The sequence below is a fragment of the Bacillus sp. T2.9-1 genome (assembly GCF_950097965.1).
GTDB classification, from domain to species: Bacteria; Bacillota; Bacilli; order Bacillales; family Cytobacillaceae; genus Niallia; species Niallia hominis.
In genome coordinates this window covers 35,492-55,733 of the sequence record NZ_CATNHG010000130.1, presented here as the reverse complement: position 1 = coordinate 55,733, position 20,242 = coordinate 35,492, and the positions used below count along the sequence as shown (strand labels likewise).

18 protein-coding genes and 1 riboswitch are annotated in these 20,242 nt (G+C 34.1%); of the genes, 12 read left to right on the top strand and 6 right to left on the bottom strand.

Going from position 1 to position 20,242, the window contains the following annotated elements:
* Positions 1 to 213 precede the first annotated feature (213 nt).
* Positions 214 to 1,704: a S1C family serine protease gene (locus tag QQZ16_RS19655; protein WP_251627855.1), complete on the top strand. Its 1,491-nt coding sequence runs from the start codon at positions 214 to 216 to the stop codon at positions 1,702 to 1,704.
* Between the two features lie 187 nt (positions 1,705 to 1,891).
* On the top strand, positions 1,892 to 2,776 hold the full coding sequence (locus QQZ16_RS19650; protein ID WP_031536259.1) for a peptidylprolyl isomerase: 885 nt from the start codon (positions 1,892 to 1,894) through the stop codon (positions 2,774 to 2,776).
* 98 nt (positions 2,777 to 2,874) lie between these two features.
* On the opposite strand, the gene def is transcribed toward QQZ16_RS19650, so the two are convergent.
* Positions 2,875 to 3,456 carry a peptide deformylase gene (def, locus tag QQZ16_RS19645; protein WP_031536260.1) on the bottom strand — a complete coding sequence of 194 codons (582 nt, stop codon included), beginning with the start codon at positions 3,454 to 3,456 and terminating at the stop codon, positions 2,875 to 2,877.
* Between the two features lie 223 nt (positions 3,457 to 3,679).
* Here def and QQZ16_RS19640 point away from each other — a divergent pair, with 223 nt between their 5' ends.
* From QQZ16_RS19640 to QQZ16_RS19605, 8 genes are all read left to right on the top strand, one after another.
* A complete protein-coding gene (locus QQZ16_RS19640; RefSeq protein ID WP_031536261.1) occupies positions 3,680 to 4,402 on the top strand; it encodes a hypothetical protein in 723 nt (240 codons plus the stop codon).
* 446 nt (positions 4,403 to 4,848) lie between these two features.
* On the top strand, positions 4,849 to 5,085 hold the full coding sequence (locus QQZ16_RS19635) for a hypothetical protein (RefSeq protein ID WP_031536262.1): 237 nt from the start codon (positions 4,849 to 4,851) through the stop codon (positions 5,083 to 5,085).
* Positions 5,086 to 5,433: 348 nt separating this feature from the next.
* Positions 5,434 to 5,976, top strand: coding sequence for a helix-turn-helix domain-containing protein (locus QQZ16_RS19630; RefSeq protein ID WP_031536263.1), 543 nt, complete (start codon positions 5,434 to 5,436; stop codon positions 5,974 to 5,976).
* A 131-nt stretch (positions 5,977 to 6,107) separates the two neighbouring features.
* Entirely contained in the window at positions 6,108 to 7,214 is a 1,107-nt protein-coding gene (locus tag QQZ16_RS19625; protein ID WP_031536264.1) for an ABC transporter ATP-binding protein, read from the top strand.
* Entirely contained in the window at positions 7,204 to 8,001 is a 798-nt protein-coding gene (locus QQZ16_RS19620) for an ABC transporter permease (RefSeq protein WP_031536265.1), read from the top strand. The genes QQZ16_RS19625 and QQZ16_RS19620 overlap by 11 nt, the downstream gene beginning before the upstream one ends.
* A gap of 2 nt (positions 8,002 to 8,003) precedes the next feature.
* Positions 8,004 to 8,807: an ABC transporter permease gene (locus tag QQZ16_RS19615; protein ID WP_284561692.1), complete on the top strand. Its 804-nt coding sequence runs from the start codon at positions 8,004 to 8,006 to the stop codon at positions 8,805 to 8,807.
* A complete protein-coding gene (locus QQZ16_RS19610; RefSeq protein ID WP_235248416.1) occupies positions 8,804 to 9,877 on the top strand; it encodes an ABC transporter substrate-binding protein in 1,074 nt (357 codons plus the stop codon). Before QQZ16_RS19615 ends, QQZ16_RS19610 begins: the two co-directional genes overlap by 4 nt.
* A 172-nt stretch (positions 9,878 to 10,049) precedes the next feature.
* Positions 10,050 to 10,835, top strand: coding sequence for a divergent polysaccharide deacetylase family protein (locus QQZ16_RS19605; RefSeq protein ID WP_031536268.1), 786 nt, complete (start codon positions 10,050 to 10,052; stop codon positions 10,833 to 10,835).
* A gap of 191 nt (positions 10,836 to 11,026) precedes the next feature.
* Here the strand turns inward: QQZ16_RS19605 and QQZ16_RS19600 are convergent, their stop codons facing one another.
* The 5 genes from QQZ16_RS19600 to mgtE form a co-directional block, all read right to left on the bottom strand.
* Positions 11,027 to 12,532, bottom strand: coding sequence for a mechanosensitive ion channel (locus QQZ16_RS19600; protein WP_031536269.1), 1,506 nt, complete (start codon positions 12,530 to 12,532; stop codon positions 11,027 to 11,029).
* A gap of 160 nt (positions 12,533 to 12,692) precedes the next feature.
* Entirely contained in the window at positions 12,693 to 13,352 is a 660-nt protein-coding gene (locus tag QQZ16_RS19595; RefSeq protein WP_031536270.1) for a potassium channel family protein, read from the bottom strand.
* A gap of 173 nt (positions 13,353 to 13,525) precedes the next feature.
* Positions 13,526 to 13,978 carry a Dps family protein gene (locus QQZ16_RS19590; protein ID WP_031536271.1) on the bottom strand — a complete coding sequence of 151 codons (453 nt, stop codon included), beginning with the start codon at positions 13,976 to 13,978 and terminating at the stop codon, positions 13,526 to 13,528.
* Between the two features lie 607 nt (positions 13,979 to 14,585).
* Positions 14,586 to 15,746, bottom strand: a complete 1,161-nt coding sequence (locus tag QQZ16_RS19585) for an FtsW/RodA/SpoVE family cell cycle protein (RefSeq protein ID WP_235252103.1) — start codon at positions 15,744 to 15,746, stop codon at positions 14,586 to 14,588.
* A gap of 258 nt (positions 15,747 to 16,004) precedes the next feature.
* Positions 16,005 to 17,363 (bottom strand): magnesium transporter, encoded by a 1,359-nt coding sequence (gene mgtE / locus QQZ16_RS19580; protein ID WP_235252104.1) that lies wholly within the window; start codon positions 17,361 to 17,363, stop codon positions 16,005 to 16,007.
* A 231-nt stretch (positions 17,364 to 17,594) separates the two neighbouring features.
* Positions 17,595 to 17,693: riboswitch (purine riboswitch) on the top strand.
* A gap of 61 nt (positions 17,694 to 17,754) precedes the next feature.
* Between mgtE and QQZ16_RS19575 the strand changes: the two genes are divergently transcribed.
* Positions 17,755 to 19,089, top strand: coding sequence for a 5'-deoxyadenosine deaminase (locus tag QQZ16_RS19575; protein WP_031536274.1), 1,335 nt, complete (start codon positions 17,755 to 17,757; stop codon positions 19,087 to 19,089).
* A 373-nt stretch (positions 19,090 to 19,462) separates the two neighbouring features.
* Positions 19,463 to 20,239: a hypothetical protein gene (locus QQZ16_RS19570; protein WP_251627849.1), complete on the top strand. Its 777-nt coding sequence runs from the start codon at positions 19,463 to 19,465 to the stop codon at positions 20,237 to 20,239.
* Positions 20,240 to 20,242: the final 3 nt, after the last annotated feature.

The following is a 20,242-nucleotide window of genomic DNA, read 5'->3' as shown; positions in this document are numbered from 1 at the left end:
ATCCACTTAGCAGAAAAGCTAGAGATTAGTACTCAAAGGATATTTAGGAGGAATGGAATTGTTCCGAAATTCTTCTATGTCTTTTCAAATTTTGTTCATAATTTATTCATATATATTGGTTACTATGTATGTATAAAGACGTTAATTGAAATGAAAAGAAAATAAATTAATGGAAATAATTGTTCGAAATTAGAAATAGGAGGAGAACAAAAGATGAGTGATTATGAAAAAAGAAATGAATGGGAGAAAGAACTGCCAGAAGATAATCAACTGAACTTAAATACAGATGATTCTTCTGAAAAGAAGCAAGAACAAGCAAATGAGGAGGAGCCAAAACTTAAAGAGGAAACAGATATGCGACAAGAATCAGAACAGCCTATTTTATCTTCTGATATAGATGAACATATCCGTCTTGATAAAGAAGAGATGGAGGAAGTGAAAGCTACGGAACAAGCAATCGCAAGTTCAACTGAAGAAGGTAGAACAGAAAGAGCCCAATTCAATAGTAAAAAAGGTAATTCAAAAGCAAAAGGTTTCTTCTCTTTGTTGGCAGCAGGTATAGTAGGTTCCGCCTTAACTTTTTTTACAATTCCATATACTGATTTGTACAATGATTCTTATGATAAGCTGGAAAAGCAAGTGTCTGAGCTTTCTACTAAAGTGGAAAGCAAGCAAACAGGAGCCATTACAGCCAATACAACAGCCAATACAACAACTAGTGATGGGACAGTAGCTATTGCTGATATGGTAGAAGCTTCTTCTAAAGCAATCGTTGGAATTGAAAACCTTCAACAGCAACAGTCAAATCCATTTTCAGAAGAATCCAGTGATGTGGAGTCTGGGTCAGGTTCTGGCATAATTTTCAAAAAGGATGATCAGTATGCATATATTGTAACAAATAACCATGTTATTGAAGGGGCAAATTCATTAGAAATCTCTCTATATAGTGGAGAGAAAACGGATGCAAAATTGATTGGCGCAGATGCTTTAACCGATTTAGCTGTCGTAAGAATTGATGCCAAATATGCAACAGATGTCATTAATTTTGGAGATTCTTCTACACTAAGACCTGGAGATCAAGTATGGGCAATTGGTAATCCCCTTGGCTTAGAGCTATCTAGAACGGTAACACAAGGAATTGTTAGTGCGGTAGAACGAAGCATAACGGTTAATACATCTGCAGGCGATTGGGAATTCAATGTAATCCAAACAGATGCAGCGATAAATCCTGGTAATAGCGGAGGAGCTCTTATTAATTCTTCAGGAGAGGTAATAGGGATTAACAGTTTAAAAATTGCTGATTCTGGTGTAGAAGGATTAGGATTCGCAATCCCAAGTAATGATCTTATACCAATAGTAAATGATATTATTGAAAAAGGAAAAGTAGAGCGACCATATCTTGGGGTAGGATTAGCGAGCTTAGAGGAAGTTCCTAGAATGTATTTACAAGACCTACCAAACGAGGTTTCAGAAGGAGTAATGATTACAAATATTGATTCGAATTCTGCTGCTGCAGAGGCGGGCTTAAAAGTACAAGATGTGATTGTCTCTATTGATGGGAAAAAAATCACGAATTCAACCGATTTGCGTAAATATCTTTACACAGAAGTGAAAGTAGGAGACAAAGTCGAGTTAGAATTCTATAGAGATGGTAAATCGCAAAAAGTGGAATTAACATTAACAAGTAATAATACAACAAGTTAATCGACACGTTTCATGTGAAACATAAAAAAATTGTCGAAAAAATTCCATCTTATTTTAAAGGTAGGATGGAATTTTTTTAAATCTGTTAATAATTTCGTCATAATTATATGATAATATAATGTAAGAGTTATAATGGGGATATGCTCGTTATATCCAAAATTTTGTGCAGAGAGGATTTTAGCTTAATATGAAAAATAAAAAGGTTCTTATTCCTATTTTAGCGGTAGTACTAGTAGCGTTAATAATAGGAGCGGTTTATTTAACACAGCGAAGTGAAACGGTTGCAACAGTAGATAAGGAAAAAATTACGCAAGAACAATTAAATGAAGAGCTAAATAAGCAATATGGCGCAAGTGTATTAAGTATGATGATTTCTAATAAAGTTGTAGATCTGGAAGCTGATAAGGAAAAAGTGAAAGTAACTGATAAAGAAATCCAAGCAGAATTGGATAAGATGGTTGAACAATACGGTGGACAAGATACCTTTAATACATTATTAGCTCAAAATGGATTAACAGAAGATGTGTTTAAAGAGCAAATTGAGCAAAATTTAAAAGTAACAAAAATTCTTGAGCCTTCTATCGAAATCACAGATGATGAGATTAAAACATACTTTGAAGACAATAAAGAAAGTTTAGACACACCAGAGCAAGTAGAAGCAAGCCATATTTTAGTAGAAGATGAAGAAACAGCTAAAGAAGTGAAGAAGAAGCTAGATGAAGGTGGAGACTTTGCTGAATTAGCGAAAGAATATTCAACCGATACACAAACAAAAGAGAGTGGTGGAGAATTAGGTTATTTCTCTTCAGGACAAATGGTTGAAGAATTTGATAAAGCTGCTTTCGCTATGGATGTAGATGAAATTAGTGATCCAGTGAAAACAGATTATGGATATCATATTATTAAAGTTACTGGCAAACAAGAAGCAAAAGAAGCAACATTAGAAGAGTCAAAAGATCAAATTAAAGAAACATTATTAGATCAAAAAGTACAAGAGCAAGCTAGCACTTGGTTATCGGAGGCAACTGCAAAATATAAGATTGAAAATAAATTAGAAGCTGATGCTGAGTAAATAAAGAGGTTGTGACATAAGTGTCCTAGCCAAAAATTAGAGCCAAACAATTACACGAAAATTTTCGTATAGTTGTTTGGCTTTTTTATGAGCTTTTTTTAATAAAGTGGACTAATATCAACATTCGCAGGCAGCTCAAATGGGTTCTTACCATTGATATGATCAAAAAATAATATCCCATTTAAATGATCTATTTCATGCTGAAAAACGATTGCTTCATAATCCTTCAATTTAATTTTTACTTCTTCCCCATTAATAGTATAAGCTCGAACGGTTATTCTTCGGTAGCGCGGAACATAGCCTACGATTGGTCGATCAATGGAAAGGCAGCCTTCGCTTTCCGGTATAAAGGTCATGGCAGTAGAATGACTAATTATTTTTGGATTAATGAGCATAAATTCCAACGGTTCGCCATGTTCTTGTTTTATATATGCGGCAAACATTCGTTTATTTAATCCAATTTGATTAGCTGAGAGGCCAACACCAGCCCGTAATTGATATTTTTCTGATAGGACAGGATCCTGACTATTTTTCAAGTATTGCAACATGCATTCAAGCTCTTCTCGATCCTCTTTCGTAGGAGGAATCGTAACTTCTTTTGTTTTTTCCCGAAGGATGGGGTCGCCTTCTCTTACGATATCCTCCATTTTTATGATGTAATCTTTTGTAAATTTACTCATGTAATAACTCATCTCCACAAATATTGTATATAAGTAAAATAGCAGAAGGTAGTTAGTATGTCTATTCGTAAAGCATATAAGTAGGTAAATTTGAGTTTTTTGATGGAAAGGTTCTAGCAACAAAACGGTGATAATTTTAGTAGAAAGCTTACATATAAAACAATGAACAGGAAAGGATATAAAAGATATAAAATAATTATCTAAAATGGAAAGGAAGAATAAAATGAAAAAAATGATGCTAATAATGCTAGCTTTTGTAGTAGCATTAACAGGCTTTGGTTCATTGACTAGTGCAGCTCCATCCCTGGCAACACCAGACAAAAAGGAAATATCTCAAGAAGATACACAGTTTTTAAAAGAAATGGCAAAAAGTCTTGGCATTAAAACAGAAGGAAAAGATCCTATTGCAATAAAAAAAGAAATTCATGAGGTATTAATAAAGAAAGAGGCAGAAAAATTAGGAATCAAAACAGAAGGAAAAGATATACAAAAGATAGCGATGGAAGTACATACTGCTCACTTAAAGGAAGAAGCAAAATCGCTTGGAATTAACACAGAAGGAAAAGATGGCAAAACATTGATGAAAGAAGTATTTGAGGCGAAAATTTCGAAAAAGGCTAAAGAGTTAGGAATCGATACAAAAGGAAAGAATATGCAGAAATTGGGTAAAGAGGTTCACGAAAAAATGATTATGGTGGAAGCAGAAAAGCTGAAGATCAAAACAGAAGGAAAGGATTTAAAGCAAATTGCTGATGAGATAAGAGATTCACAAATTATTAGTAAAGCGAAAGAGCTAGGGCTAGATACGAAAAATAAGGAGCCAAAAGAATTATTAAAGGAAATGATGATTAAGCATCCTGAGGAAGTGAAAAAGTTAAAGCTATTTCCATCATATGGGCAACATTTCATGTTTAAAAAGCACCATAAAATGAAACGAGAAGACTAAAAATCAAGCGGAAAAATCACTTATAATGTCAGGTGGTTTTTCTTTTTTATTTATACGTTCTATATATTGAACATATAAACAGGTTACAATTTTTCAAAATTTGGGAAAAGAATAGAAAAAACCAATAATATACAATGTTTGGGCAAAAGGATATTTTCTCCAAAAAAATAGGAAAGGTGACTAAGTGTTCAATATATTGAAATGAATCCTTTGACCTATTAACATACAGAGTTTTGAAACGTTTTATCTATTTTTCAAAAAAAAATAGATAAATACATGTTATTTTCCTGAAGGATTAGTATGCTTAAATTAGCAGACTTAATCAGTAATAATTTATTAATTGAAAATTTACACAAAAATTTTCATAGAAATAGGAAGTAATTATTTAAGGGAAAGAAATCTGTTAAGTACCTGCAGTAAAATGGGAGTAATAGGAGGAATAAAGATTGAAACAATATTCCAAACTACGAATTACGGAAAAAGATGATAATATTTATAAGGCACTGTGTGATTTGTATAAGGAAAAAGGGGAAAAAGTAGGGATTGGACCTACTGAGATTGGAATAAGAGTTGGAAGAGATTCTTATGATGCTTCTGCGTATTGCAATGCATCTTTAAAAAAGCTAATTCATTTCAAAAAAATAGAAAAAGTAGATAGTGGAAAATACATACCAATCGATTAAAAACAGCTGTAGGAAAAACGAGTAAGAGGGAATTTTTCTTAAAAGGGTACCATGGGATAATTGGAGGCGTTATTATTCATAATTTATGGATAATCTCATCGACAACGTTCTTAGAGTGGTAACCTAATTAAGGGGAATTCTTTTTTGTTTTTTGGGAAATTAATCTAACTAGAAAGTTGCTAAGTATGTATTTTTTTGTAAATAAAAAATGATGAAATACAACAAAAAATGATTGCATGTTATACAAAGTATTGTATAATAATTGGGTAAATGTAAACTTTAAGTTTATAAATACCAAACTTTTGTGTCTTTGTGTTTACTATTTCTAAACAAAAAGTAGGTTGAATGATGGAAATTGGCAAAAAAATAAAAAATTTACGGTTGAAAAAAGGACTTACACAAGAAGAATTAGGGGAACGAACGGATTTAAGTAAAGGGTATATATCCCAGCTAGAGAGAGATTTAAGTTCTCCTTCTATTGAAACGTTTTTTACTATTTTAGAGGTATTAGGATGTACACCAAAAGAATTCTTTGATGATGATGAACGAAAGCAAAAAGTTATATATACAGAGGACGATATCACCGATTTTTTTGATGAGGAAAAAGGCTATCGCATTCAATGGCTAGTACCAGAATCGAATGAAAAGGAAATGGAACCAATCCGGTTATTCTTTTATCAGCATGGAGAATTTAAACAATTTGAACCATCTCTATCGGAAACATTTGCCTATGTAGTGGAAGGCGAAGTATTGCTTAAATTAGGAAAGCAAGAGTATAAGGCAAAAAAAGGGGAATCTATTTATTATCATGCTACAGAAGAACACCAACTAGTGAATTTAGCAGATGGTGTAACAGAATTGATTCTCGTAGTTACCGAATCTTACTTATAAGGAAGGATTTTTTTGCTAATAAAATACTGTTTACTTTAGATTTAGCTGCTTTGTAAACAGAGGGAGCTTTAAAGACGATAAAGGGCTGTCAACAGCAATCTTACAAAATAATAGATAAAGAGGAGAATATTATGTCTGAGCAGCATATTATTCGATTTGAAAATGTAACAAAAAGTTATGATCAAGATACAACTGTTCTAAAGAATGTAAGCTTTGAAATTGAAAGAGGTAAATTTTATACCTTGCTTGGACCATCTGGCTGCGGGAAAACGACTGTTTTACGATTAATTGCCGGATTTATGGAACCTACAGATGGAAATATTTACTTTAATGGGAAGCAGATTAATAAAATTCCAGCCAATAAGAGACAAGTAAATACAGTTTTTCAGGATTATGCGCTTTTCCCCCATTTAAATGTATTTGAAAATGTGGCCTTTGGTCTGCGCATAAAAAAATGGAAGAAGCAAGTAATTGAAAACAAGGTGAAAGAAGCGCTTCGTTTCGTCAATTTAGAAGGCTATGAGAATAGAGAAATCAGTGAAATGTCTGGTGGGCAGAGACAACGTGTTGCTATAGCTAGGGCCATTGTAAATGAACCAGAGATTATTCTTCTAGATGAACCATTATCCGCATTGGATTTGAAGCTTCGCACGGAAATGCAGTATGAACTTAGAGAATTACAAAGAAGATTAGGTATTACCTTCATCTTTGTTACACATGACCAAGAAGAAGCATTGGCGATGTCGGATGAAATCTTCGTTTTAAACAAAGGACGAATCGAGCAAAGTGGAACACCAATAGATATTTATGATGAACCAATTAATCGCTTTGTTGCAGATTTTATCGGTGAATCCAATATTGTTCCTGGATTGATGAAAAAAGATTTTATTGTCCATTTTGGAAGCAAAACGTTTGATTGTGTGGATGGTGGATTTAATGAAAATGAAGCAGTGGAAGTAGTAATTCGCCCCGAGGATTTAGAAATTTCATCTGTTGAGGCAGGAAAGCTAAAGGTAAAAGTAGACTCTCAATTATTTAGAGGAGTCCATTATGAGATTTGTGGCTATGATGAAGACGGAAATGAGTGGCTTGTCCATTCCACAAAGAAAGCTACTGTTGGAACCGAAATTGGTCTTTACTTTGAGCCAGAAGCCATTCATGTTATGCGACTAGGAGAAACAGAGGAAGAATTTGATAAGCGACTAGAAGCGTATGAGGGTGTAGTCAATGAAAAGTAATACAAAATGGTATACTGTCCCATATTATCTTTGGATTGCACTCTTTGTCATTGCCCCAGTTGCACTGGTTGTCTATTATTCATTCTTTGATATTGAAGGGGCATTTACGTTTGAAAATTATCAGAAGTTCTTTACACCTGTTTATTTAAAGATGACATTAAGTTCCTTTTGGTATGCATTTTTAATCACATTCTTTTCCTTGCTAATTGCATATCCTACCGCTTATTTATTGACGAAAACAAAGCATAAGCAATTATGGCTGTTATTAATTATATTACCTTCCTGGATTAATCTTTTATTAAAAGCTTATGCTTTTTTAGGGATATTTGGAACACATGGTGCAGCAAATCAAATGCTGGACTTTCTGGGAATAGGCGAGCAACAGCTATTATTTACAGACTTTAGTTTCCTATTTGTAAGTGTATATATATTTATACCTTTTATGATTCTTCCTATTTTTAATGCATTAGAGAAGTTAAATCCTAGCCTAGTTGATGCTTCCCAGGATTTAGGAGCATCTTCTTGGACGACGTTTAAAAAGGTAATATTCCCACTTACAATAAATGGAGTGAAATCAGGGTGCCAAGCTGTATTTATTCCGGCTTTATCACTATTTATGATTACACGCCTAATTGCAGGTAATCGTGTGATTACATTAGGAACTGCAATAGAACAGCATTTCCTTATTACACAAGATTGGGGAATGGGTTCAACAATTGCTGTATTTTTGATTATTAGCATGATTATTATCATGGTTCTTACAGGGAACAGAAAGAGAGGGGTATAAAAATGAAAAAGCTATCAAAATTATCTGTTCTCTATTTATGTATTGTTTTTGTCATTTTATATGCTCCAATCTTTTATTTAATCTTCTATTCCTTTAATAGTGGAGGAACCATGCATGATTTCGATTCCTTTACATTTGATTGGTATAAAGAACTATTTCAGGATACAAGATTACTAGTGATCGTTTTAAATACGATAATAATTGCCCTTTTATCTGCAGCAATTTCAACCATTATAGGGGTACTTGGAGCGATTAGTATTTCCATGATGAGGAAAAAGGGTCTTCGAAATTCTATTTTATCCTTAAATAATGTTCTAATAGTAAGTCCAGACGTTATTATTGGTGCGTCTTTCTTAATTTTCTTTACTATCATTGGAATTAAACTAGGTTTCTTTTCCGTACTATTATCACATATTGCCTTCTCGATTCCGATTGTTGTCATTATGGTATTACCAAAGCTAGAAGAAATGAGCCCAACTTTAGTTGATGCAGCATTAGATCTTGGAGCAAGTTGGAAGGATGTTCTTACAAAAGTTATCATTCCTTATATCTCACCGGGGATATTTGCTGGATTCTTTATGGCGTTGACATACTCCTTAGACGATTTTGCTGTAACATTCTTTGTAACTGGTAATGGATTTACGACGCTGTCTGTGGAAATCTACTCTTTAGCAAGAAGAGGTATTTCTTTAAATATAAATGCATTATCAACCTTTTTATTCTTATTCACGCTGCTTCTTGTAATTGGCTATTATTTCATTACGCAACGTGTCAATAAAGCTTCGCAAGCGGGGGTGAGAAAATGAAGTCTCTAATTCGCGGATTAATTACTATCTTTGCACTGTCTTTCATTCTTTTATTTATTGTTAATCAATTAAATTCAAGCAGAGGGTATACAAGTGGTAATACATTGACAGTATATAACTGGGGAGATTATATCGATGCAGATTTAATTACTAAATTTGAAGAAGAAACAGGAATTAAGGTTATCTATGAAACCTTTGATTCCAATGAAGCGATGATGACAAAAATTCAGCAGGGAGGAACAAGCTATGATATTGCGATTCCCTCTGAATATATGATTGATAAAATGAAGGAAGAGGATTTATTAATTCCGATTGACCATGCTAAAGTTCCTAATTTGAAAAACATAGATAGTCGATTTATGAATCTATCCTTTGATCCAGACAATAAATATTCGATTCCGTACTTTTGGGGAACAGTTGGAATTGTCTATAATCCAACGATGCTTGGTGGAAAAGAAATTACTTCTTGGAATGATTTATGGGATAAAGATTTAAAAAATGAAATTATGCTTATAGATGGTGCCCGTGAAATTATGGGGATGAGCTTAAATAGCTTGCATTACTCTTTAAATGATAAAGATCATGAGCATTTGAAGGAAGCAAAGGAAAAATTAGATATGTTAACGCCGAATGTAAAAGCGATTGTTGGAGACGAAATTCGAATGCTCATTGAAAATGAAGAAGCATCTATCGGTGTCTTATGGTCTGGAATGGCAGCTGAGATTATGTGGGAAAATGAAGAGGTAGAATATGTTGTTCCAGAAGAAGGCTCTAATCTTTGGTTCGATAATATGGTTATTCCCAAAACGGCAAAGAATGTGGATGGAGCTCATCAGTTTATTAATTTTATGCTGGATGCCCAAAACGCTGCGCAAAATACAGAATATGTTGGCTATTCAACCCCAAACAAGGCAGCGATGGAATTTTTGCCAGAAGACATTACTGGGGATGAGCGCTTCTATCCTGATGAAAAAATGACTTCAAAATTAGAAGTGTATGAGAACCTAGGTCATCGTTCATTAGCGGAGTATAATGATTTATTCCTAGAGTTTAAAATGCATCGAAAGTAAATAATGGAAAGAAAACAGTTCGCTAAACTATAGTGAACTGTTTTTTACTTCTAAAGGGATGTTAATCTGTATCCCCTTTATGTGAAAACAGCTTATTAAACAATTTCTCTACATTTTTGTATGCAACCTGACTATACGGAAAATACTAACGGAAAACAAGGTGGGTTATAAAATGAAAAAAATAATATGGTTCTTGTGTTTTCTTTCCTTTCCGTTAGGGATTTCCGCACAAGAGGTGGATTCCTCTAAGAATCAAGTGAGAAAGGAACTTGCAATCGTTATTGATGATTTTGGTAATAATATGAAAGGAACAGATGAGATGCTCAACTTACCTGTTCCCATTACGGTTGCTATTATGCCTTTTCTTTCCACAAGTAAAGAAGATGCTATTCGTGCACATAAAAAGGGACATGAAGTAATTGTTCATCTGCCATTAGAACCGAAAAAAGGAAAAAAAAGCTGGCTTGGACCTGGTGCTATTACAACAGATTTATCAAATGAGGAAATTAGAAAGCGAGTTAAGGGTGCTATAGAAAGCATTCCTTATGCAGTGGGAATGAATCATCATATGGGGTCAAAGGCAACGGAAGATGAAAGGGTAATGAGAATTATCCTAGAGGAGTGTCATAAGCATAATCTTTACTATTTAGACAGTAAGACAACAAATAAAAGTGTTATAAAAGAGTTAGCAGAGGAACTCCATGTACCTTATTTAGAAAATGATCTCTTTTTTGATCATATTTACACAAATCAGCATATTGCTAAACAAGCTAGTAGGTTAGCCAAAAGGCTAGATAAGGAGCAGGAGTTTATTGCTATTGGCCATGTAGGAATCTCTGGTCCTTCTGTAGTAAGTGTTTTAAAAGAATACATTCCAGTCTATCAAAAGGATGCTGATATTGTACCGCTTTCTACACTAGTAGAAGGCTATGAACTGCTTGATACTGATTTACCATAAGAAAAAGAGCAAAATCATCACGCTATATCGAAATCGATATATAACGCTGATTTGTACTCTCTTAATTAGATTAAACTATGAAACGGGTTTCATAACAATAGCTGTTTTTGAAAAAAATGACAAAATACATGTTGCTTTATAGAAAAAGGAGACAGACCGTTTTTCTAGTCTGCCTCCTTCTTTGCAATGTATTAATTATTTAGAGAATTATCATCATTTGGTTTTTGGATAGATGTTTGATCGATTTTTGTATCTAGTTTATCCAATCTTTTTTTGGCAAAGTCTTTGCCTCCGAGACCAAATGCTAATCCAAATGCTAAAGCAAGTCCGCCTAGGATTAGGATAAAGGCAGAATTCACAATAGAAGATGCTACCCCTAATTGGTCAAGTGCCATAAAAACGGAAATGGTAATGATCGCATATTTTGCAATTACCGGTAAAAGCTTGAAGTGAGCGCCTTGTAAAACACTGCTTAACAATTTCTGGACAAGATAGCCTAACCATAAGCCTACGCCAATGATTACTATTGCAGCGAGAACCATTGGTAAATAAGCAATAACAGCAGTTGATAAGGTTACTAAAAATTCTAGTCCTACTATATTTAATGCCTGTACTGCTAATAAGAAAACAATCAGGATTTGTACGATAGAACCAATAATATTTGAAATACTAGTATTAGGGTTAATTCCCATTTTTCGTACATAAGTATCTAGACTAAGCTTTACCAATAAGGTAACAACCATTTGCTTTACCCATTTTCCTATCCAAATGCCTACTAAGATGAGGATAATGGCAATAGCGATATTCGGAATCATTGTTAATATATCATTTAACATGTTAATAGCTGGCTGGGAGATTCCTTGAATATCTAACTTCTCAAGCGCTGATATAACAGTTGGGATGAGAATGAAAATAAATACAATGTTGCCAATAACAGAAGATAGGCTTACATTCTCTAAAAGCTTGCTTATGCCTAATCGATTAGCTAAAGAATCTGTACCAATTGTTTGTAAGAAGTTTGTTAGAATGGTACGAACAATCTTTGCAACAAACCAACCGACTAAGACGATTAGTGCAGCTGCTAGTAGCTTTGGTAAAAAGGCAAGTATGTTTTGAAGCATATTGGCAAATGGTTCGGAAACACCATATAAATTTAGTGCATCTAATACTGCAGGTAAGAATAACAATAGGACTAAGTAGAAAACAATATTTGCGACTTTATCCATTATATTTTGCGGGTTATTCTTTTCTGTAAGATTCCATTTTTGCAGTTTCTCATGGACCTTTAAGGTAGATCCTGTTTTTTTAATAAGGAATTTTAACCCAGTTGCGATGATCCATGCTACCACAAGAATCAATCCGGCTTTTAGAATATTAGGAATAGCTCCAAGTATAGAGGACAGCATATTCACTAATGGAGAAGTAATAGCCGTTAAATTTAAAATATTAAAGAATAGGGAAAAGACGAAAACCAATAATAAGTAAAACACGATTTTACTAATAATTTTTTCAGATGAATATTTTCGTGGTTTTCCTTCTGGGAAAATTTTATCATCCAATTTTGTTTTCTGTAGTCCTTTATATAGGGCTTTTTCAATAATTTTAGCAACAATCCACCCTATGATTAAAACAACCACAGCTAAAATAAAATCTGGTAGCTTGTCCCAAAAGGAATTCCAATTCCAATTATAGTTCATATCCTTCACTCCTTGTTTTTAATTTATACTACTAATACCCAGCGAGTGAAGGATTAAACGTTGTATATAATAGAGCTTCTAATCAAGAATATATATAAAAAAAGAGAAGAGCTTAATGATAGCCTTCTCATTTAGGGTGCAATATTTTTTGTTAATAGGTTTATTTTAGGGCTTTTTCTTCAAAATCATAAAGGCAATCATTACTACCTACCATGATTAGAATATCTCCTTTAAGGATTACTTCATTTGCCGATGGAGAGACGATTGTTTCTCCTGCTCGCTGGATGCCAATAATTGTACAGCCATATTTTGCACGTACGTCTAAGTCTAAAATGGATTTATTATGTATTTTAGCTGAAGCCACCATTTCGACAATTCCGTGTTCTTTCGAAAGCTGAATATAATCAATCATACTGTCGGAAATAACGTGATGGGCAATTCTTTTTGCCATATCCTGTTCCGGATGAATCACACGGTCAGCACCAATCTTCTCTAAAACACGTTTATGATATACATCTGCTGCTTTTACCCAAACTTGGCTAATGCCCATTTCTTTTAAAAGCATAGTAGTAAGGGTGCTAGATTCTACATCATCTCCAAATGAAACAAAGGCATGATCAAAGTTTCGAATACCGATTTGTGTTAGTGATGCTTCGGTAATATTCGTCATTTGTACGCAGAGTGTAGCGAATGCTCGATATTTTTCCACTTTTTCCAACGACTGATCGATTGCTAATACTTCTGCTCCCATTTTATGAAACTCTTCTACTAAACTGCCACCAAAGCTGCCTAGTCCTATCACTACAAATTGTTTTTTCATACTTACCCTCCTAGGGATGAAAAAATACATACTTTGCCATCATTATACTTTTTTATAGAAAAGAAATAAAATAATTTTTCTTTTTTGATAGGGAAAATAGTATTGGGGAAGAGGGGTTTCCTTCCAAATAAAAACCACTTTTTCGTTAGAAAGAAAAAGTGGTTTAACTATGTTTATTCAGAAAGATACGCTGTTAACATCCATAAATGTTTCTCAATTTTGCCAATTAGATCGACTGCTAAATCATTTGTAATTACATCTTCTAATTCATCTGCATGTTCTGCTAATGCTTTTAATTGTGTGTTAATTTGGCTGTAATCTTCTACTAAAGATTTTACCATTTCGTTGGCAGTTAGTTTCTCTGTACTTTCTTTTAATGTTGAAGTTTCGATAAATTCTTGTAATGTTGAAACAGGTTTTCCACCAATTGCAAGAAGGCGTTCTGCGATTTCGTCTACTGCTTCAGCAGCCTCGTCGTACAATTCCTCAAATTTTTCATGAAGTGTGAAGAAAAAAGGCCCTTTTACATACCAGTGATGTTGATGAAGTTTTGTGTATAATACGCTCCAGTTAGCAATTTGTACGTTTAGTTCTTTTTGTAATTCAACTTTTGTTTGTAATCCCATTTTAACAAACTCCCTTCGATTGATTATATATTAATTATAACAAATATTAATTTAAAATCAATATTTATTTATAATTATTACAATTTATTTTTAAAACAAATGAAAAACGCTTGTCATCTCAATAGGTGAAGGAGGGGGTAGATTTTTACTTTTTATTTTTTGTTGTCCTATAAAAATTTATACCCCAATTAGACCGGAAAGGAAACAAAAGGAAGAAAGAATTCATGAAATGGACATATTTAAAAGAGGATGGGACAAAACTAAATAACTAATCTTTAAAGACGAACAATCTTTAATCCAGCTCTTAAATAAAGCTACTTTATTTTTTAAAAATATAGTTAAGTGTAAAAACTAAGTCGTTCCATTGCGCTACAGACGCACGATGCGCCGGGGAGGAAGCTGAGCCTCCTCGCTGCGCTGCGGGGTCTAAAGCTTCTCTATTTCCCGCAGGAGTCGAGCGACCTCCGCTCCATTTCACTTCGTTTTTAAACATTTTCCAAAAAACAAACACGAACTATAATATAATTATTTTGCATTATAGTTCGTGTTTGTTGTTGGTTTAAATACTTATGTCCCAGCCTCTTAACGGCAAAACATGATTCTCAATTTAAAAAGATAGAGAATTGCTAGAAAACATATAGGACTTATAATGATAACGAATGCTAAAAATGAGTCCCATTGCCATCATATTCGTCATTAATGAGCTACCTCCATAACTAATAAATGGAAGGGGGATGCCTGTTATTGGTAACAACTGTATCGTCATCCCGATGTTTTCGAATACATGGAAGGTTATCATGCTAATCACTCCAACAGTAATATAAATACTGTAAGGATCAGCTGTTTTTAATGCTGTTCTCACAAGGTGATAAATTAAGAAAAAATAAAGAATGATAACAATACTGCCACCAATAAAACCGTATTCTTCTCCGATAATGGTGAAAATAAAATCTGTATGTCTTTCGGGGATATATACTTCCTCATTTCCTAATCCTTTTCCGCTAATTAGGCCAGAACCTATTGCCATTAGGGATTTAACTAACTGCAATCCTGCATCCCCCGCATTATGGGGATCAAGCCAAGAGCTAATACGATCGAATTGATAGGGATCGACTCCCAAATATTTTTCTAACAGTTCTCGCCCAAAGATAGCTAAGTAGAAAACGATAGAACCAAAGGCGGCAGCTGATCCATATAACGGAATAAGAATTTTCCATGAAATTCCTGATACTAGCATCATGCCAATTAAGATTGCCATTAGCACGAGGGTTGTACCAAAGTCCTGTACAATGACTAAACCAATCGGTATTCCAGCCACAATTCCAAGCTTACACATTAAAATAAAGTCAGTTAAGAGCGACTTATAAATAGTTTTCTTATGATGATTCGTTATAACTTTTGCGATTGCTAAAATATAAAAAATCTTCATATATTCAGATGGTTGAATACTACCAATGTGAGGAATGACATACCAGCTTTGGGCTCCACCCCTTTTAGGAGTAAAATCGGTTACTGGGGCAAATAAAAGACCAATTAGTAATAATGCTCCTATCCCATAAAGAATCCACGTTATTTGTTGAATCTGTTCATTATCAAAATACATAATAATAGCAATGACAATAGAACCAATTGCATACCACATAATTTGTGATTGTAAGTAGGAAGCGTTTGCGCTGTATATAGCAATACAGCTAACTAAACAAAATAACATAAGCAAAAGACATAATGTCCAATCGAAACGTTCGGAAAATCCTTTTTTCGTTCTCATTCTAGCAAACCCCTAGTTCAAATTTCTTATATTTATATAGACGGAAGAGAAGGTGAATTTGTTTCCTTATTTTTCATAATCCAGTGAAAATATTGGTTTGTATCTAAAGCTGAGGTAATTATTACAAGTATATGGTCAGAGGCAGAATCAGTATGATCTAAAAAAAACAATTTATAATCCAAACCAAATATATGCCCAAAGTGTAAAATAAATTACCAAACGCAAAAAAAAGACTGTCCAAGTTAGACAGCCTTTCTTTCACATTAAATGAGCTAGAAAAATTTGGGCAATTCCGAAGTAAATAAATAACGAAAAGATATCATTAAGCGTCGTAATTAACGGACCTGATGCAACGGCAGGGTCAATATTTAATTTATAAAGAATAATAGGAATAATGGTACCTGATAATGTTCCGATTATAAGTGTACAAATTAATGAAAGGCCAACAACTAAGCCAAGCATCAGATCGCTTTGCCAAACATAGGCAATAATCATAATAATAACGCCACAAGTAATCCCGATTATCAAGCCAACTAATAATTCTCTAAATATCAACTTTGTTACAACTGTTTTATTTATCGTATTAGAAATAAGTCCACGTACAACAACTGCTAATGATTGTGTTCCTGTATTACCAGTCATCCCTGAAATCATAGGCATGAAAAAGGATAGAGCCACTACTTTAGTCAGAACATCTTCATAATTGCTTATAATGCTTCCAGATACGACGCCAATAAATAAAAGTAAGATTAACCAGGGGAGTCTACGATAGGCTGCTACAGATGCTTTTGTATCAAAATCAATCGATTTCCCTGAGGCAGATAGTTTTTCGATATCTTCATTTGCTTCTTGGAAAACGACGTCAATCATATCATCGACGGTTACAATTCCCATCAAAATATTATCATCATTCACAACTGGAATGGCTAAGAAATCGTATTTTTGTATGGTTTGTGCCACTTCTTCTTGGTCTTGGTCCACTGTAACACTAATGACCCGTTCATACATAATGTCACGAATTTTATCCTGTGGTTCAGCAATCAAAAGGTCACGATAGGAAACAACACCAACCAATTTTCTATTTTGATCAATCACGTATAGATAGCTTAATGTTTCTGCGAAATCTGCAAACGATTTTAGCTTATCAACAGCTTCACGAGTAGTGTAATAATCGCGAATCCAAACAAAACGGTTTGTCATGAGACGTCCAGCAGTTTCGTCAGGATAGTTCATTAAGTTTTGTACAATTATAGACTCTTCTTTTTTCATTTCAGAAAGAAGCTCTTTAATTCTATCTGGTGCTAGTTCATTTAAAAGGGAAGCTAGATCATCATTATCCATTAAATCTAGCACTTTCCCGGTCTTGTCCATTCCTAATGTGTTTAGAACCTCAAGTTGTTCTTCTTTATCTAATTCTTCTAAGAGATGGGCTAATAAGTCGACTTTCAGAAAAAGCAAAAAACGAGCCCTATGCTTTTCGGGGAGGCTCTCATAAATTTGAGCTATATCATATGGTTGTAGCTCATCAACGATGGATTCAAATTCAGATTTATTATTGTCTTTTAGCGTCTGAATGATGTGAAGTGTGATTTGATTTTCTGTCATTTGGTGTATCATACTTCTCACTCTCCCTTCCGAGGTTTAAGGCAGTTATTCGACATATACCCTGTCTTATTATATGTAAATTAACGAAAGAATGAAATGGATAATTCTTTGCAAAAAAGGAGATCTTGAGAAAATTTTTGATAAAACACATAAAAAAACCTTGTTAAATATTCTGACAATAAACTTGAAAAGATTAGATTCTAAATTAAAATAGGGATATAACATGAATGACCGCAGGCAGCTGCCGCTATTGCGACTTTTTTTCGTATATCCTTAATAATTGGGTTAAGGGTCTCTACTAGAAACCGTAAATTTCTTGCTACGAAAAATATGCTTAACTAGCATATTTTTCGTAGTTTTTTTGTGTTTATTCCGAAATATAAACAAGCACAGGGGGATTGGAATGGGAAATATTTTAATCAGAAATGCACAAATAGTTACGATGAATCAAGCAGAAGATATTATTTTGGGAGATATTTATATAGAAGAGAATATCATAAAAGCTATCGGAAGAGATCTTCAAATAAATCATGTAGACAAAATTATCGATGCGACAAACAGAACGGTAATCCCTGGTTTTATTCAAACACATATTCATTTATGCCAAACATTGTTTCGCGGCAAAGGGGATGATTTAGAACTGATGGATTGGCTTAGAAAAAGAATTTGGCCACTTGAAGCCGCACATGACGAAGAGTCTATTTATTATTCAGCGATGCTTGGCATAGGAGAGCTGCTGGAAAGTGGAACAACTACGATTGTGGATATGGAAACCGTCCATCATACGGAATATGCTTTCCGTGCCATAGCTGAGAGTGGAATCCGAGCTGTTTCTGGGAAAGTGATGATGGATAAAGGGGATGAGGTTCCTTTGGCATTACAGGAAAAAACAGCAGAGTCTATTCAGCAAAGTGTCGACTTGTTGGAGAAGTGGAATGGCTTTGATGATGGAAGAATTCACTATGCGTTTTCGCCCCGCTTTGTGGTCTCATGTACAGAGGAGTTATTGAAAGAGGTAAAGACGCTTTCGGATAAATATAGGGTCAAGGTACACACCCATGCTTCAGAAAACAAGGGAGAGATTCAGATTGTGCAAGAAGAGACGGGGATGAGAAATGTTGTGTATCTAGATCATCTTGGATTAGCAAATGAGCGTCTGATTTTGGCGCATTGTATTTGGCTAGATGAAGAAGAGAAACGAATTATTAAAGATAAAGGAGTGCATGTGAGCCATTGTCCGGGTTCTAATCTAAAGCTCGCCTCAGGGATAGCAGATACACACCATCTCCTTTGTAATCATGCTTCGGTTAGCTTAGGAGCAGACGGTGCTCCATGTAATAATAATTTAGATATGTTTAATGAAATGAGATTGGCCGCACTTATTCAAAAGCCTATTCATGGTCCAACTGCCATGGATGCAAAAACAGTCTTTAGAATGGCGACTATAGGTGGAGCAAAAGCAGTTGGCATGGAAAAAGAAATTGGCAGTCTTGAAATTGGCAAGAGAGCAGATCTGGCTATTTTAAATCTGCATAATTTTCATACCTTTCCTTCCTATGATGTGGACCCGATTTCGAGAATAGTCTATTCCGCAACAAGAGCTGATGTTGAAACGACCATAGTGGACGGTAAAATAGTGATGGAAAATAAAATAATCAAAACGGTGGACAAACCTATTGTACTAAATGAAGCAGATAAAAGTATTAAAAGGCTGTTGAGCAAAACAAATATAAGTTAGTGCTAGCAATATACCGTGCTTCAGGGAGTGGTCATAACCATTTTTCTAAAGCACGGTGTTTTTTTGTGGTCTCTATAGGATAAAAGGGAAGAATGACTGATAGTAGGAAAATGTTGTTCCTTTTTTCTAAATTGAAAATTTTGTAAGCTATTTTGCCTAAATTTTGTTAAACTAAAATGGTTACAATAAGCACAACTAGATGTATGATGGAAAGTAAGGATAAGGGGTCTGTTCCATACGGACTTAAATAGAGGAAAAAGGGAAAAATTTTCTTGTAATCAGATAAATAAAATGGAATAAAAGCAATTTCAGCAATTAGAAAGTAAGCTAAAGCTATCCGTTTACAAGCTAATAATGTTTGGAGGTTTACTTGATGAAAAAAGGCAGTAATGATATTCGAGATGTGGTTTATATCCATTTAAATGAGAAAGAGCGCTTTGTTCTTTCTTACGGTATAGAGTTTAGAGAGTTTTATAGAATTTTGGCTGAGACTCTTTCCTCTGTTTTGTTGTTAAAGCATCAGTTTGAAGATGGAGAATTTAATATTCATACACAGTTCGAATATGTTCCAAACACTAAATTAGCAAAGTTATCAAAGGAAGATGTTTACGGATACGGGGATTTTGTATGGGTCGATTTTGATGAGACAGAGATTTTAGATATCTTAGAAGGTCAAACAATTGCCGAGCTTCTTTATTTGGGACATAAGCTGGAGCCGCTAAGAAAACCATTTTTTCAGCAATTGAATAATCAATATGCTTATTTGGCCCATGATGATGGCTGGTTTAATAAAATCTATTATAAGAACATGGATTCTTTTTATCAATTATTTGGGGATGTCATTGCAAAGAAAGTGACAGACCTTAAATTAGAGAAGGGGTTGCTTGGACTCAAAAAGAAGCGGATATATCCTTCCCCTCCTAATGAAATCGTCATGGAGCTAAAACATTATATGAATGAAGGAATGGTGTTATCCATTGAAAAAGCCTCTCAGACGCGATTGAAAATGGAAATTCCAATATGGATTTTAGGCGATTTTGATAATATGGATGATATGTACGAGGAATATGAGAAGAATAGCAAACAAAAAACGGATGCCTTGCTTATTTTTGACAAGAAATTAAGAGAATGGCATTTAACGAAGGCTTAATTG

Coding starts and splice junctions, on each gene's coding strand:
- QQZ16_RS19625 (WP_031536264.1), top strand. CDS start 6,108: ATGTCTGAGCAGCATATTATTCGATTTGAAAATGTAACAAAAAGTTAT.
- QQZ16_RS19605 (WP_031536268.1), top strand. CDS start 10,050: ATGAAAAAAATAATATGGTTCTTGTGTTTTCTTTCCTTTCCGTTAGGG.
- QQZ16_RS19575 (WP_031536274.1), top strand. CDS start 17,755: ATGGGAAATATTTTAATCAGAAATGCACAAATAGTTACGATGAATCAA.
- QQZ16_RS19595 (WP_031536270.1), bottom strand. CDS start 13,352: ATGAAAAAACAATTTGTAGTGATAGGACTAGGCAGCTTTGGTGGCAGT.
- QQZ16_RS19615 (WP_284561692.1), top strand. CDS start 8,004: ATGAAAAAGCTATCAAAATTATCTGTTCTCTATTTATGTATTGTTTTT.
- QQZ16_RS19655 (WP_251627855.1), top strand. CDS start 214: ATGAGTGATTATGAAAAAAGAAATGAATGGGAGAAAGAACTGCCAGAA.
- mgtE (WP_235252104.1), bottom strand. CDS start 17,363: ATGATACACCAAATGACAGAAAATCAAATCACACTTCACATCATTCAG.
- def (WP_031536260.1), bottom strand. CDS start 3,456: ATGAGTAAATTTACAAAAGATTACATCATAAAAATGGAGGATATCGTA.
- QQZ16_RS19570 (WP_251627849.1), top strand. CDS start 19,463: ATGAAAAAAGGCAGTAATGATATTCGAGATGTGGTTTATATCCATTTA.
- QQZ16_RS19585 (WP_235252103.1), bottom strand. CDS start 15,746: ATGAGAACGAAAAAAGGATTTTCCGAACGTTTCGATTGGACATTATGT.
- QQZ16_RS19650 (WP_031536259.1), top strand. CDS start 1,892: ATGAAAAATAAAAAGGTTCTTATTCCTATTTTAGCGGTAGTACTAGTA.
- QQZ16_RS19630 (WP_031536263.1), top strand. CDS start 5,434: ATGGAAATTGGCAAAAAAATAAAAAATTTACGGTTGAAAAAAGGACTT.
- QQZ16_RS19600 (WP_031536269.1), bottom strand. CDS start 12,532: ATGAACTATAATTGGAATTGGAATTCCTTTTGGGACAAGCTACCAGAT.
- QQZ16_RS19590 (WP_031536271.1), bottom strand. CDS start 13,978: ATGGGATTACAAACAAAAGTTGAATTACAAAAAGAACTAAACGTACAA.
- QQZ16_RS19620 (WP_031536265.1), top strand. CDS start 7,204: ATGAAAAGTAATACAAAATGGTATACTGTCCCATATTATCTTTGGATT.
- QQZ16_RS19610 (WP_235248416.1), top strand. CDS start 8,804: ATGAAGTCTCTAATTCGCGGATTAATTACTATCTTTGCACTGTCTTTC.
- QQZ16_RS19640 (WP_031536261.1), top strand. CDS start 3,680: ATGAAAAAAATGATGCTAATAATGCTAGCTTTTGTAGTAGCATTAACA.